This is a genomic window from Succinimonas amylolytica DSM 2873, from assembly GCF_000378405.1.
Classification (GTDB): Bacteria; Pseudomonadota; Gammaproteobacteria; order Enterobacterales; family Succinivibrionaceae; genus Succinimonas; species Succinimonas amylolytica.
Genome location: NZ_KB899636.1, coordinates 1,628,064 through 1,641,944, shown reverse-complemented (window position 1 = coordinate 1,641,944; position 13,881 = coordinate 1,628,064). Strand labels below are relative to the sequence as shown.

The following is a 13,881-nucleotide window of genomic DNA, read 5'->3' as shown; positions in this document are numbered from 1 at the left end:
GATAACTCGGCCGCCGAGAGAGCTATTCGTGACTTTGCAGTGCTGAGACATTCAATGCCCAGCGGATTTGGCTCTATCGAGGGAGCGAAGTCCACTGCTGTGTTTTCATCATTTCATGAAACCTGCAAGGTCCATGGAATCGACCTGGAAGATTACCTTGAATTTCTGTTCAGATATATGGGGATTCACAGAGACGAACTGAAAGATGAATCGCTGTCTGATGAAAGAAGAAATGCTATTCTTGAGCAGGCAATGCCGTGGAAATTTAAGAAGGCCTAAAGTACTGACTTTAGACCTAATACAATTTTTAAATTGTTATCTGCCGCATAGGCAGCTTAGAAAAGGAGGCCGGGGAGGCGTATAAGCTGTTTTCCGTTATCTGCCGCATAGGCAGCTTAGAAAGCAAAAAGGATATTATAGAACCTGTTTAATGCGTTATCTGCCGCATAGGCAGCTTAGAAAATCACCAGAATAAGACAGGGTTCCATCAAAAAGTTATCTGCCGCATAGGCAGCTTAGAAAGGCGAATATTTCGAGGCCCGCCGGAACTCCCGGTTATCTGCCGCATAGGCAGCTTAGAAAGGATATTCAAAATCAGATAACATAACGATTATGTTATCTGCCGCATAGGCAGCTGCTTAGAAAGCTTTCAGAAAACAATTTGAGAGACTCAAGAAGTTTCCTACGGGTAAAGCACTTTTAGCCACCAGCCGTGATAAAACCGGCAGCGCCGGACTTATCCCCAAAGTGGCAAAAATCAAAAAAAGGCGCCACCCCTGAAAAACAGCCTTCTCCAAGGTCATCCTTCAGTTCTTCCCGAAAATCCCCGCGAACTTATCCACGGTTACGGTGAACAAAACTGTGAATTAAGGAATTTTTTCAAAAACCGGAAAAATAGTTCTTGATTTTCCGAAACGGGATGCCGTACCGGGCTTGCCAATGAGAAAAATCCGGAGCCGCTGCACCATACAGAGACCCCGTTTCCGCACAGGAACAGCACTCCTTAATCCCCCGCACGAACCTGGGAGCCGGAATGCAATACCGGAAATGTGGCAACCAGATCTGCACTGCGGTAAACGTAAAGCCGCTCGCCTATATACCTTACCAGAAGCTTCACGCCGCGATACCCCCGGGGAAGCTCGTACCTGTTGCCGTGATACTCCATAATGCCCTGCTGATCCACAAGGCAGTATTCCCCGGGCAGGAGGAGGTAGCGGGCTTCGGAAAGCAGATCCTTCCCGGATTCCCCGTCTTCTTCGACAACCACGATCCCGGAGTCTTCAAGCCTGCGGATAGGTGCTATTTCTCCGGCCAGTTCGGATACCACCTTCTGAATATCGTAGAGATCCTCAAGAACGCCGGAATAATCCTTAAGCCTGTGAACCAGCATGTCCAGCGGAGTTTCCCTGTCTTGCGCAATATTCAGGGCCAGAACCTGGATTTCCGGATGTCTGGCCAGCCAGATCCTGCCGTATGAGGAGGCGGAAACCCGGCGCCAGAAAGATAGATCATCCGGAGTGTTCCTTTCCACAATGTAAATAATGCCCTGAGGCCGATGAAAAAGTCCGTAGCTATCAATAAAATCCCAAAGATTCACCCCGGTTACCATATCCCCAGTAAGAACCTCTGCATTAAACCGGGAGCCCATTCTGTAAGAACCAAGAAGATAAAGATCCAGATCATCTCCGGAGGACAGACGAAACTGAATGCGGGATTTTCCGAAAACCAGAAGAAAATCCCCGGGCGATCTGCTGTCAGAAGAATCAGACATAAGAAAAATCCCCTCCTCCGAAAAAACGAAAACAGGCTTGTGCGATCCGGAGTATACCGGATTATCTTCATCCGGACAAAACATTCCGAATCATCGGGATTATACCGTTACTATTTTTGTACTGAAGTCGCGGATTTCCCGGCATTTTTGGGAGAGATTCCGCTCTTCTCAAAAAAATTCTTGCAAAATCCGTGTTGCCGGAATTAAAATTCCTGACGTTAGTTTCTTTAACCCTTTTTTTTGCGGTTTAATGTTATGTACACTGTGGCCTTTTACGCTTTACTTACCTGGTGGCGCACTCGTTCCTGCGAGTGGGGCTAAGTCGTGCATTTTTGACGAATTTCATAAAAGGACCCGCTCGTAACAGCGGGTTTTTTTGTTGAAATTCAAGGATAAGAGATCATATGAGTAATTCAAAACTTTCAGCTGAGACAGGATACGTGCAGGATCCTCTGGCGTTGTTCTATGACCTTACCGATTCCGGAAATCAGAAAAACAACATTCTTCTCGAATCCCTGGAAATACACACCAAGTCCGGCAATCAAAGCATTCTGGGTATAAGCAGCGCCCTCAGAATCAGCTGTCTGGGCCGGCGGGTGTATATCAGGGCACTTAGCAATAACGGTGCCGGAGCCCTTGCCAGACTCCTTCCGCTGCTTCCTGATGCAGTTACTGTAATCCCGGAAAACGCCAGCACTACTGTACTGGAATACCCGGAAACCGACCGTAATCAGGATGAGGACTCCAGACTTCAGGGACTGACAGTACTGGACTGTCTCCGGAAAATCCTGCTGATTGAACCGGAAACCGGCACCCGCGAGGACAATCTTCTTACCGGAGTATTCGGCTATGACCTTATCACTTCTGTGGAGAATCTTCCGGAGGTCAGTGAAGGGACCAACACCTGTCCGGATTACTGTTTCTACCTTATCGACACCTGGATCACCGTTAACCACAAAACCCGCTCCAGCACCGTAAACGCCATCTCCTATCAGGAAGCGGAAACCGCCGTGCTTCGCGAAAGAGTCAGAGCCCTGACCGCCAGACTTGATAACTACGAAGAGGTGCAGCGCCCTGAGGAAATCCCGCTGGGAGATGCACATATCGCTGTCAGTGTCAGCGACAGCGACTTCCACGGCATTGTGGAACAGATGAAAGGGTATATCTTCCAGGGCGATGTATTCCAGGTGGTACCTTCCCGGACCTTTTCCATCCCCTGCCCCTCTCCGGTGAATGCCTACCACTACCTTAAAAAGACCAATCCCTCTCCCTACATGTTCTTCATGTCAGATGAGGACTTCATCATTTTCGGAGCTTCTCCGGAAAGCTCGGTGAAGTACACCAGGAATACCAACGAGGTACAGATGTATCCCATTGCCGGAACCAGAGGCCGCGGCAGAAAACCCGACGGATCTGTGGATCTGGATCTGGACAGCAAAATCGAGCTGGAGCTCCGCCGGGACATCAAGGAAAACGCCGAGCATCTCATGCTGGTGGATCTGGCTCGCAACGACATCGCCCGCATCAGTACTCCCGGATCCAGATACGTTCCGGATCTCCTGAATGTTGACCGTTACAGCCATGTAATGCATCTGGTATCACGGGTGGTGGGACAGCTTCGCCCTGAACTTGACGCTCTCCATGCCTACCAGGCCTGCCTTAATATGGGCACCCTGACCGGAGCCCCGAAAATCAGAGCTACCGAAATTATCAGAGCTACCGAAAAGGAACGGCGCGGCAGCTACGGCGGTGCTATCGGCTTTCTGACCGGTGCCGGAGACATGGACACCTCCATAGTCATCCGCTCTGCCTTCGTAAAGGACGGCATAGCTCATGTTCAGGCCGGCTGCGGCGTCGTCTACGATTCCAATCCCCGGGACGAGGCTGACGAAACCCGGAAAAAGGCGGCGGCAGTTCTGAATGCCATCGCGCTCGCTCACCACAAGACACTGGAGGAGATTCAGTAATATGGCCTCTATCATCTTCATGGATAACTTTGATTCCTTCACCTACAATCTGGTGGATCTCTTCAGAAGTCTGGGACATCAGGTTACCGTTTACCGGAATTCCATTTCCGCCGACACCGTTATAAGAGCACTCGAAAATGCCCCCGGAACCCCGCTCCTGGTGCTGTCTCCCGGACCGGGAACTCCCGAGGCTGCCGGTTCCATGCCCGAACTCATCAGAAAGGCTGCCGGCCGGTTTCCTATCCTCGGCATCTGTCTTGGCCATCAGGCCATCTGCCAGTACTACGGTGGCACCGTAGGACCGGCAGGAGAGATTATGCACGGCAAAATTTCCTTTATCGAGCATAACGGAAAGGACATGTTCTCCGGGATTCCCAGTCCCATGCCCGTAGCCCGCTACCATTCGCTGGCAGCCACCTACGTTCCGGACAATCTCGAGGAAATCGCCTCTTTCCACGGCATCTGCATGGCGGTGCTTAACCGCAGGGATCGGGTACTCGGCTTTCAGTTCCATCCGGAATCAGTGATGACCACCCGCGGAGCAGAGCTTCTTATAAACAGCATCAGATTTCTGACAGAATAATAGGGAGAACCTTTCAAAATGTCATTTCCTATTGCCGAAAAGCTTTATCAGGGTCAGGATCTCACCAGGACGGAAACCCTGGATCTTTTTAAGGATATTTTTGCCGGTAAAATCGATCCGGTACTTCTAAGCTCTGTGCTTACCGCTCTGAAGATCAAGGGCGAAACCCCGGTGGAAATCGCCGCTGCAGCAACCGCCATGATCGGTGCCGCTGTTCCGTTTGAACAGAAGCGGGATTTCCCAGTCGGCGAAATCGTCGGTACCGGCGGCGACGGCCACAACACCATAAACATCTCCACCATGAGCGCCGTAGTGGCCTCGTCTCTGGGACTTCACATCGCCAAGCACGGCAACCGCGGCGTTTCCTCCAAATCAGGAGCTTCAGATTTCCTGGAGGCCTTCGGTGTCAATATCAGAATGACTCCGGACCAGGCCTTCCGCTGTCTTGACAGCATTGGTCTCACCTTCCTCTTTGCCCAGGTGTATCACAGCGGCATGAAATACGCCGGCCCGGTCCGGAAAATTCTGGGAACCCGTACCATCTTTAATATTCTGGGACCGCTGACCAATCCTTCCCGTCCTGACTATATGGTGATGGGCGTTTATTCCAAGGAGCTTATCGGCCCCATGGCGCAGGCGCTTCACCAGCTGGGCATGAAGAAAGCCCTGGTGGTCTGGGGATCCGGCATTGACGAAATTGCGGTACACGGTCCTTCCTATGCGGCAATGCTTGATAACGGCGTAATCACCTCCCGGATTATCACCCCTGAAGAATTCGGCCTGGATACCTATACTCTGGATGATATCAAGGGCGGCGAACCTGAGGAGAATGTAGAAATAGCCAGAAACATCTTTGCCGGAAAGGGAACCCCGGCCCAGACCGCCGCCGTGGCAGCCAACGCCGGAGCCCTGCTCTATATCGGAGGCAAGGCGCAAAGTCTCCGGGAAGGTGCCGCAATGGTCAGGGAGCAGCTTGCAAGCGGCGGGGCTCTCAGGCAGATTCAGGAATTTGCCCGCCTGAGCAGAATGATGGAGGCCTAAGTGTCAGACCCTAAACCGCTGACTCCGGGCTCGGAGCTTTGCTCCGAGCTCCGGGAAAACCCGGCCATCAATGCCGCCTCGGTAGACGGAAACGTTCTGGCAACAATTCTGAATGCCAAGCCCGCCTGGATTCGGGAAATGCAGAACCGTTTTCCGGAGGAAGAAATATCCCGGAATATTATTAAAAGCGAGCGTTCCTTTTACGAGGCGCTTTCCCGGGGGAAAACCCGGTTCATTCTGGAATGCAAGAAAGCCTCTCCGTCCCGGGGACTGATCCGTCCCGACTTTGATCCGGTAGCCATTGCCAGAGTATATGAAAACTACGCTGCTGCCATATCCGTGCTTGCCGATGAGCGGTATTTTCAGGGGAAATACGAATATATCCGGGAGGTAAGCCGGGCCGTGCGGCTGCCGGTGCTCTGCAAGGACTTCATTTACGACCCCTATCAGGTGCTTCTGGCCCGCTATTTCGGGGGAGACGCCATCCTCCTTATGCTGTCAGTGCTTACCGATGAAGCCTATCTCCGGCTGGCGGATCTGGCACATTCCCTGGGTATGGGGATCCTGACCGAGGCCTCCGGCGAAGAGGAAATCGCCCGGGCAGTCAGACTGGGCGCCCGGGTTATCGGCATCAACAACCGGAATCTGCGCAACCTCTCCGTGGATCTGGGCCGGGTAGCCGAAATGGCCCGACTAATTCCTGAAGACCGCATTGCCATAAGCGAATCCGGTATTCGCTCCCACAATGAAATTCTGCGCCTCAGGAATCACGTAAAGGGTTTTCTTATCGGAAGCACCCTTACGGCCAGCCCTGACGTGGAGCTGGCGGTACGCCGGGTAATTCTCGGAGAAAACAAAGTCTGCGGGATCATGAGACCCGGGGATGCCATCAATTCCTGGCTGGCGGGATTTGTCTGGAACGGCCTGATTTTTGCGAAAAAATCCCCCCGGGCAGTAACTCAGGAACAGGCCCGGGAGATTATCATCGCCACCAGAACCGCCGGAGGAAGACAGGGCTTTGTAGGAGTTTTTGTGAATGAGGACAAGTCTGCCGTGGCGGAACTGGTTCGGGAACTGGGACTTGCCGCTGTACAGCTGCACGGCAGCGAGGATCCGGAATACGCCAGGGAACTGCGTGCCATGCTGCCCCGGGAATGCGGGATCTGGAAGGCTATTCCGGTAGGAGACTCCGGCTTTCCGGAAAACACTGTCAGAGAATGGCTGAACACTGCCGACCGGGTGGTTCTGGATACCAAATCCGGAACTGCCTTCGGCGGCACCGGAAAATCCTTTGACTGGAACAGCATTTCCCTTGCAGATCGCTCCGGGATAACCGTGGCCGGCGGACTCACCCCCGACAATATCGCCGTAGCAGTACGTGAAAGTCTTGCCTCAGGCTACGATTTTAACAGCGGACTTGAAGAAGCTCCGGGAATAAAGTCTGCGGACGGAATCTTCCGGGCCATGTCCGTGCTCAGGGATTACTGACAGGAATGCACAGATATTCTCCTGCACGGTGCTGAAACCACAGCACGGGATTTCATAGAAACCCGATTCTGCCGGAATCGGGTTTTTGGTCTTCCTGGAGTACCGCAGGAATTTTTGCGGCTAAAGTCGCAGACTGCCATGCCAGAACCGGGAAGGCATTTCCCTTTTGTGTACCGGTAGCGGAGGAAGACTGGCAGTTTCAGTAAAGGGGTGTTACTTCACCGAAAAAAAACTCTCTCCGCCGGTTTTCAGAGTGATCTGCCTGGTTCCTGCCGGGTAGTCATGAAATTCCTGCTTTTTGCCGGAGCGGGTTTCAATAAGCAAATCAAATCTGTCAGAGGACACCTCAAGAGCGAGATTGCAGGACTGTCTGCTGCCGAGGTGCTTGCCCTTTATAAGATTCTTCCCCCAGTCCGGACTGTCCGGAGCTGCTGTATAAATTCCGGTAATATCGTGCTCGGAATTATTGGCAAGAATAAAGGCCCCGGCATTCTGAACCAGCAGCAGTGCGCCGGCGCCAAGAACCGTCATAAAAATTTTTGTTTTCATAACTAGCTTCCGCAAATCATGTCGTACCGCAGTCCTGTGTCAGGAACAGCAGGTGAATCCTTTCAAAAGGAAGTGTGCTTTTCGGCTTCAGGGCATATGATACCAGTAAGTTCCGGTTATGTCCCGTAATAACGGCCGGAAGATCCGGCATGATAAAGGAAATGCCTGCCCGGCTCCTCATGCCGTTATCAGGAGATTCACCCTTGCCTCCAGGGGCGTTTCTGCCGATAATGAGGCCTGCTGCAGCATCGCTGCCACATCCCCCAAAAAATGTCCGGAAAACCACAGGAGACTGATATGAACCGCGCCGCAGAAATTCCCTTTAAATCCGGACTTGATACCCTGAAAAGCCTTACCGATTCCGAGCTTGCCGCAAAGGTGCCTCCGGAGAATCTCCGGATTTCCGCAGAATTTATCAGGCAGGATCTTTTTCCTCTGACGGAGGCCGTGCTTTCAGAATTTTCCAAATTCCGCTTCTCCCCTGCCGCATCTCCCCGTCCCGGCATCTTCATTGTCGTTATCGCCGGCGGCGTAAGCTCCGGAAAATCATCCACCGCACTCATGCTGAAAAGACTTCTGACACTCTCCGGCCTCCGGACGGAGACCGTGTCCAGCGATGGCTTTATCTATCCCTCCGCCTGGCTTAACGAGCACAAACTCATGGATAAAAAGGGCTTCCCGGTTTCCTACGATGCCAGATACATGGAGGATTTTCTGAAAGCTGCCAAAAATCCCGCAGGAGATATTGCTGCCCCTCTCTACTCCCACAAGGTTTATGACCGTCTTCCCGACAAGAGACAGATAATTCCCCGGGATACCGACATTCTGATATTCGAGGGCGTAAATCTTCTGGCTCCGGCTGAAGAATACGGCATTCCGGGAATTAAAGCCCCCGGAGACTATGCCGATCTCATCATCTACATTGACGCTCCGGAAGCTCTTGCCGAAAAGTGGCACCGGGAACGCTGCCTGGAAATAATCCTGAAAACCAGAGATACCCCGGAGAGCTTCTTTTCCAGATACGCCGGAATGACGACTTCTGAAATCGAAAAGGAAATACGCAAGGTCTGGGAGAGCATCAATCATGTCAATCTCATAAAATATATCATCCCCTATGCCGGCAGAGCCCATCTCAAAATTCCGGTATATCCGGAACACCGGCTGGGAGTTCCGGAACGGCAGCTCCGGAACTGAGGCCGCCATCCCCGGAATCGCGGAACAAAAGAAACTGCCAAGAATAAGGAAAGTGCGGAAAAGGATTCAAAATGTAGCGTGAATCCCGGAAATGGTATGAACCCCCTGCCTTTCCTTTTTTTGCTTTTTACGGCTAATTATTTCTGAATTCATGCCATACTTCCCAAAATACCTGTTAACAAATAGACAGACGGCATCCGTCGTGCCACAATCTGAAGATAGGGGAAAACGATTGCAAAAGCTGAATTTCCCATGATTCAGACATCACCAGACGGGATGTGGCATTACTATGAGCAACATAAACGACATTTTCAAGGACACTTTTTTAGAAAAGGCGATTCACGATATTCAGGACTTTGTGGAAAGAAATCAGCAGGAATGTCCGGAAGACCTGCCGGATCTGTTTGATCTCTACCGGAAGCGTGATTTCAGCAATTTGTTTTCAGGGTTTTCGCACATCAAGAAGAATCTCCATACCTATCTTCAGGACACCCCTGACAGAAACCGCCGTTTTCTGCTCATTGACGCCCATCTCATGATCCTGGACCGGATTGCCCGGGAAAACGAATATGCCAGCATGTTTTTCATGAAAAGACGTTTTGAACAGGAAAAACTGATAAGAGAGTCAAACGCCAAGGCCAAGGCCATGCAGGATCAGTACGACCAGGCCTCCCAGGAGGCCAGCAAAATCACTCTGGAATACACTGTCTCCCAGGGCGAGCTCAACAAGCTGACCGCAGAACTGGAGAAGCTCCAGGGTGAATATGCCTCCCTGCAGGATAATGCTGACAGTTGCGGGGATCTCAGTACCCGGGAGGATCTCCAGAAGGATCTGGAGACTCTCAGCAACAAAATCACCGAGCAGGAAAGTGCCATAAACGAACTGAAAATTGTAAAAATGCCGAAACTGGCAGCCATGAAGAGAGATGCCGAGGAAACCAAAAACTTCTGCTATATCAATCTGCTGGATGCCAACCGTTCCGCCACCTCTGCCATGAAGGCCATCGGTGAGAGAAAGAAACTTAATCCGATCCAGAGTCAGCTCCTGAATTCCCAGTGTGCCGCCGGTGTGGCCCGGACTCATGCCCCCCTGATAGCATCCGAAGACGAGGAATTCTTTCACACCATCAGAGACAACCTGGTGCACTGCTGGGAAAACTGCCTCTTTGACAAAATGAACATTCTTCTGGATCAGGCAACAGAAAAGCCCGTGGAATATCCGGACGAACAGGAAAATGAGGAAAATCTCCTCAGGGTTCTGCATGAGCTCAGCGGTCTTATCAAGGAGACTCAGGATCGAATTGAAAACATGAAGAACTCTCCGGAATGGAAATATGTCTCGGATCCGTCCCTCTGGGGGTCTTATTTCCAGAAGCTGAACAGCATGTTCATGTAGCGGCTTTCCGGCTCCGGACTTGGAGGCCCTGGGATTCATAATCAATGTCAGGTTATGACCGCTATCCCTGGAGCTATGCCGGAAGGATCTCTTTCAGGAATTCCTCCTTCGTCAGGGAGGATTCTTTTATATGTTTTCCAGATATCAGGTGATTGCTACTGAAAAAGAAAAATTACAGGATTAAAACTTTCACAAACCTCAGGACTATAGAAAGCTTCTTGTTCTGAGGTCTTTTCTTTTCAAATCATATCAAAAATTCATCTGTTTCCCCTGTTTTTTGGAAATAATCTGCCTTTTTAACTCCTGTTTTATCGTAAAAGTTAGTGATTTCTTTGCAAAATTATCATTTTTTATGTCTTTATTAGTCCGTTTATGATATAATACGGACTATATATAAGAGGTGTTTTTATGAAGGTTCCTGAAGAAATCAGAAAGGTTAAAAGACCGGTTAATACTATTGTTGAAGACTCTGGCAGAGATGGTCCTAAAAGGTATTCTGTACGTGAGCGGAGTGCGGTTAAATACGTACCGGGAAAAAATCCTCAGCCGCATAATGGGAAAGTTGTCGGACATATCATCAATTTTAAGTTTGTTCCAGTTGATAACAAAGCTTCGACAGAGGCAAAACCTAAGATGCTATCCTACGGTTCTGTAGCTTTGGCAAAATCTGTATGTGACGACATAACAGATGATTTACTCGCGGTATATGATGCTGGAAAAGTATATTCCATCATGTCGCTGGCAATCATAAGAGTAATAAGACCGTCTACACCTTTAAGCCGTGTATCAGCTCACTACCGGCGAACCTTTACCAGTGTCTTTTTTCCGGGAGCTGCTGTTTCACAGAACTCTCTTGGCAATCTGATTGACTATCTTGGAGTTGATGAAGACAGAAGAAAAGCGTTCTTTTTGAAACGAATCAGTTCAGTGATGGCAGAACATCATATTGCGATTGATGGGACACTCAAGCAGGATAACAGCACGGTCAATGATTTGTCAGCATTCTCTTACAAAGCCAGAGTAAAAAACACAAAAGACATCTCTGTTATATACGCATACGATATTGAAAAAATGGAACCGGTCTGCGCACAGGTATTTCCGGGTAACTGTATTGATGCCAGTGCTTACTCGACATTCATAAGAAACAACAATATCGATAAAGGTATCATCGTTGCTGACAAAGGTTTTCCTCCAAGCAAAATTAAAAATGAGCTCAACAGCAGACCGAACCTGCATTTCCTTACTCCTATAAAACGGAATGACGTACGAATAAAGGATAATGACATGTTGTCATTCCAGGGGGTTCTTTCTGGAATTGCAACCAATGTTCTTTACTGTAAAAAACAAATCAAGGGCGGAAGGTATCTGTATGCATTCCTTGATCAGTCAAAGTCATCTCTTGAAGCTAAAACCTTTCTAACTAAAGCTAAGCAGGATTCAGAGTTTGATTATGAGAAATACTGTGACAAAAAAGATAAATTCGGTCTGATTGTTTTAGAATCAGATCAGGATCTGCCTCCTGTTGTTGCTTATACGTGCTATGAAGAACGATGGAAACTCGAGATGGTGTTTAAGTATTACAAGATGGATGAAGATTTGGACAGAACAAGGGTTCAGGGAGATTTTGCTGTAATAGGAAGTGAATTCGTGAACTTCATTTCTACTTTGATAACCTGCAGGATTATCAATAAGGCTCAGAAGTCTGGAGTTCTAAAAGAAATGTCATACGGCGAAATGATGGATGATCTGTCATCCGCATGGAGAATGACTGATGCGCCTTTAAATGTACCGGCATCATCAGATGACGAATACTGGGTTCATACCCTCAATACAGTAATGGAAACATTAGAAAAGTTGGGACTTTCAGTTCCTGCAGCAAAACCTGAACCAAAGAAAAGAGGAAGAAAGCCCAAGGTAAAAGAACAGTCCGAAACAACACCTCGTAGACCGAGGGGGAGACCAAGAAAGGTTACAGTTTCACAAAACACTGAAAATTAGAGGTTATAGTCCGTAGAATTGTGAAACTTTTACAGGATAGAACGCTTGATTATTCTCTTGCTGTAAAGGAATGTTACAGCAGCAGGAGCCAAAGCCAGTGAGCAATATTGTATCTCCGAAGTTCAGATATTGGGACAAACCGATTGAGCAAAAGAGGGACATATTATCTGGTCATCGACAACTGTACCTTGAGGTTCATGAATTTGAATAAAAGAGTGTAATTTCCAGCTTCCTACATAAGCTACGCGGAAGTTGTGTTATCAAAAACAAGGCTCTAAGCATTGATTTATAACACTCTTTTGAACATTTGTTATTGTTTTCTATGATCTCTGTCGTTTAAGTTCTATTTCTCTTCTAATCACTTAGATTTAAAGCTCAGGTTTCATTTTAGGCGTGGAATTCAAGATAATAAAAAGAGCCGTTTAAGGCTCTTAAAACAGGATTCCAGCGGAAAGACTCCTTTTTGTGGCTACACCGGATTGGAAACAGATCCGTCCTCGCAGAGAAAATCCGTAAGATTCATCTTTACTCCGGTAATCAGCCGCTTCGGAGCCAGAAGGTCATATCTGATATCGCCCACCCCCGCAAATACCGAGGTTCCGTCACTGCGATCAATATAGATCCGTATCGGCTGCAGATCCGTGGTCAGCATATTAACCGGCCGCACCTTGATACGCTGGCCCAGCATAATCCGCCGTCCCTGAGTCTCGTCAAGCCGGATTTCCGGAAGGCGTCTTACTGCCGTGTCCGGAGGAAGCAGCAGCGCATCCAGCGCAGGAAAAGCAGTATGGCCCTCACTGTGGGATTCATTGAGAATCCGTTCCAGATCCTCAAAGGTAACCATTTTCTCCCGGGGATAGTCAGCCACCTGAAGGCGATCCAGCATGGTTACATGAGCACCGGACCCCATATACTCGCCGAGATCATCCACCAGAGTCCGGATATAGGTTCCCTTGGAGCAGCTGACCTCCATGAGTGCATTTGTGCCGTCAAAGGACAGGAGCTCAATTCTGTAGATAACAATATCCCGCGCCTCCCGGGGAATCTCAATCCCGGCCCGGGCATAGTCATAATAGTGCTTCCCCTGATACTTGAGAGCAGAATACATACTGGGAACCTGCTTCTGCCGGCCCGTAAAATGCTCCAAAGCCTTCATAAGGTCGGATTCCGAAAAATGCACCCGGGATCTGGAAATAACATTGCCGGTGGAATCACTGGTATCGGTACGAATCCCGAAACAGGCATTCACCCGGTAGGTTTTGTCAGCGTCCAGCAGAAACTGGGAAAACTTGGTAGCCTCTCCCAGACAGATGGGAAGCATCCCCGTGGCCAGAGGATCCAGAGCCCCGGTATGTCCGCCCTTCTGGGCATGATACAAACCTCTGATACGAATCATGGCATCATTGGAGGTAATTCCCCGGGGCTTGTTCAAAAGAAGAACGCCGTCAATATCCCTCTTATTTCGTCGTGGCATCGCTGTTTTCTGTTTCCTCGCTGCTATTTTCTGATTCGGCACCGTTCTCAGCACGGAGCTCGGCATCATGACGGACGGTTCTCGAAATCAGATCCGACATCCGGAAGCCCTCGTCCAGAGACTTGTCATAATGAAAACTCACCTCCGGAACGATCCTAAGCTGCATGGCCTGACCGATCATGGTCCGGAAGAAGCCCTTAGCCTTGTTCAGAATCCGGATCCCCTTGTTTACCGACTGCTCGTCGTTGTCCAGGAAGGTTACATAGATTTTTGCATATCTGAGATCGCCGGAGACCCATACATCGCTTACGGTAGCCATCTTCACACGGGGATCCTTCATTTCCCGCATGATAATGCCGGCTACTTCTTTTTTCATCTGCTCAGCTACCCGCTGGGCCCGACTATATTCCTTAGCCATTA

The 13,881-nt window shown here is 49.5% G+C and carries 13 protein-coding genes and 1 CRISPR repeat array; of the genes, 9 read left to right on the top strand and 4 right to left on the bottom strand.

Annotated elements, in window-relative coordinates; translation table 11 throughout:
- A partial coding sequence (locus F557_RS19225; RefSeq protein WP_019001597.1) for a hypothetical protein occupies positions 1–279 on the top strand: 279 nt, incomplete at its 5' end.
- 35 nt (positions 280–314) lie between these two features.
- Positions 315–642: direct repeats of the CRISPR family, unit length 28 nt; unit sequence GTTATCTGCCGCATAGGCAGCTTAGAAA.
- Between the two features lie 361 nt (positions 643–1,003).
- On the opposite strand, the gene F557_RS0107345 is transcribed toward F557_RS19225, so the two are convergent.
- Positions 1,004–1,771 carry a hypothetical protein gene (locus tag F557_RS0107345; RefSeq protein ID WP_157617781.1) on the bottom strand — a complete coding sequence of 256 codons (768 nt, stop codon included), beginning with the start codon at positions 1,769–1,771 and terminating at the stop codon, positions 1,004–1,006.
- 404 nt (positions 1,772–2,175) lie between these two features.
- Here F557_RS0107345 and F557_RS0107340 point away from each other — a divergent pair, with 404 nt between their 5' ends.
- From F557_RS0107340 to trpCF, 4 genes are read left to right on the top strand one after another with little or no spacing between them, the layout of a single operon-like run.
- Entirely contained in the window at positions 2,176–3,738 is a 1,563-nt protein-coding gene (locus F557_RS0107340; RefSeq protein WP_019001594.1) for an anthranilate synthase component 1, read from the top strand.
- A gap of 1 nt (position 3,739) precedes the next feature.
- The gene (locus tag F557_RS0107335; RefSeq protein ID WP_019001593.1) at positions 3,740–4,321 is read left to right on the top strand and encodes an aminodeoxychorismate/anthranilate synthase component II; all 582 of its coding nucleotides are present in this window, start codon (positions 3,740–3,742) and stop codon (positions 4,319–4,321) included.
- 18 nt (positions 4,322–4,339) lie between these two features.
- The gene (gene trpD / locus F557_RS0107330; RefSeq protein WP_019001592.1) at positions 4,340–5,362 is read left to right on the top strand and encodes an anthranilate phosphoribosyltransferase; all 1,023 of its coding nucleotides are present in this window, start codon (positions 4,340–4,342) and stop codon (positions 5,360–5,362) included.
- Positions 5,363–6,850, top strand: coding sequence for a bifunctional indole-3-glycerol-phosphate synthase TrpC/phosphoribosylanthranilate isomerase TrpF (trpCF, locus tag F557_RS0107325; protein ID WP_019001591.1), 1,488 nt, complete (start codon positions 5,363–5,365; stop codon positions 6,848–6,850).
- Between the two features lie 213 nt (positions 6,851–7,063).
- Here the strand turns inward: trpCF and F557_RS0107320 are convergent, their stop codons facing one another.
- Complete coding sequence (locus F557_RS0107320; RefSeq protein WP_019001590.1) at positions 7,064–7,399, bottom strand: hypothetical protein; 336 nt, start codon at positions 7,397–7,399, stop codon at positions 7,064–7,066.
- Between the two features lie 118 nt (positions 7,400–7,517).
- On the opposite strand from F557_RS0107320, the gene F557_RS22655 reads away from it, so the two are divergent.
- The 4 genes from F557_RS22655 to F557_RS0107295 all read left to right on the top strand — a co-directional run bounded on the left by F557_RS22655 (position 7,518) and on the right by F557_RS0107295 (position 11,987).
- Positions 7,518–7,700 (top strand): hypothetical protein, encoded by a 183-nt coding sequence (locus F557_RS22655; RefSeq protein WP_084761539.1) that lies wholly within the window; start codon positions 7,518–7,520, stop codon positions 7,698–7,700.
- Positions 7,697–8,593 (top strand): type I pantothenate kinase, encoded by an 897-nt coding sequence (locus F557_RS19220; protein WP_019001588.1) that lies wholly within the window; start codon positions 7,697–7,699, stop codon positions 8,591–8,593. Before F557_RS22655 ends, F557_RS19220 begins: the two co-directional genes overlap by 4 nt.
- A gap of 289 nt (positions 8,594–8,882) precedes the next feature.
- Positions 8,883–9,989 carry a coiled-coil domain-containing protein gene (locus F557_RS0107305; protein WP_019001587.1) on the top strand — a complete coding sequence of 369 codons (1,107 nt, stop codon included), beginning with the start codon at positions 8,883–8,885 and terminating at the stop codon, positions 9,987–9,989.
- A gap of 408 nt (positions 9,990–10,397) precedes the next feature.
- Entirely contained in the window at positions 10,398–11,987 is a 1,590-nt protein-coding gene (locus F557_RS0107295; protein ID WP_019001586.1) for a transposase, read from the top strand.
- 469 nt (positions 11,988–12,456) lie between these two features.
- Here the strand turns inward: F557_RS0107295 and truB are convergent, their stop codons facing one another.
- The gene (gene truB / locus F557_RS19215; RefSeq protein WP_019001584.1) at positions 12,457–13,461 is read right to left on the bottom strand and encodes a tRNA pseudouridine(55) synthase TruB; all 1,005 of its coding nucleotides are present in this window, start codon (positions 13,459–13,461) and stop codon (positions 12,457–12,459) included.
- Entirely contained in the window at positions 13,445–13,879 is a 435-nt protein-coding gene (rbfA, locus tag F557_RS0107280; protein WP_019001583.1) for a 30S ribosome-binding factor RbfA, read from the bottom strand. The genes truB and rbfA overlap by 17 nt, the downstream gene beginning before the upstream one ends.
- Positions 13,880–13,881: the final 2 nt, after the last annotated feature.

Bases quoted from the DNA above. Each gene is read 5' to 3' on its own strand.
- truB (WP_019001584.1), bottom strand. From the start codon at position 13,461: ATGCCACGACGAAATAAGAGGGATATTGACGGCGTTCTTCTTTTGAAC.
- F557_RS22655 (WP_084761539.1), top strand. From the start codon at position 7,518: ATGTCCCGTAATAACGGCCGGAAGATCCGGCATGATAAAGGAAATGCC.
- F557_RS0107340 (WP_019001594.1), top strand. From the start codon at position 2,176: ATGAGTAATTCAAAACTTTCAGCTGAGACAGGATACGTGCAGGATCCT.
- F557_RS19220 (WP_019001588.1), top strand. From the start codon at position 7,697: ATGAACCGCGCCGCAGAAATTCCCTTTAAATCCGGACTTGATACCCTG.
- rbfA (WP_019001583.1), bottom strand. From the start codon at position 13,879: ATGGCTAAGGAATATAGTCGGGCCCAGCGGGTAGCTGAGCAGATGAAA.
- F557_RS0107335 (WP_019001593.1), top strand. From the start codon at position 3,740: ATGGCCTCTATCATCTTCATGGATAACTTTGATTCCTTCACCTACAAT.
- F557_RS0107345 (WP_157617781.1), bottom strand. From the start codon at position 1,771: ATGTCTGATTCTTCTGACAGCAGATCGCCCGGGGATTTTCTTCTGGTT.
- trpD (WP_019001592.1), top strand. From the start codon at position 4,340: ATGTCATTTCCTATTGCCGAAAAGCTTTATCAGGGTCAGGATCTCACC.
- F557_RS0107295 (WP_019001586.1), top strand. From the start codon at position 10,398: ATGAAGGTTCCTGAAGAAATCAGAAAGGTTAAAAGACCGGTTAATACT.
- F557_RS0107320 (WP_019001590.1), bottom strand. From the start codon at position 7,399: ATGAAAACAAAAATTTTTATGACGGTTCTTGGCGCCGGCGCACTGCTG.
- F557_RS0107305 (WP_019001587.1), top strand. From the start codon at position 8,883: ATGAGCAACATAAACGACATTTTCAAGGACACTTTTTTAGAAAAGGCG.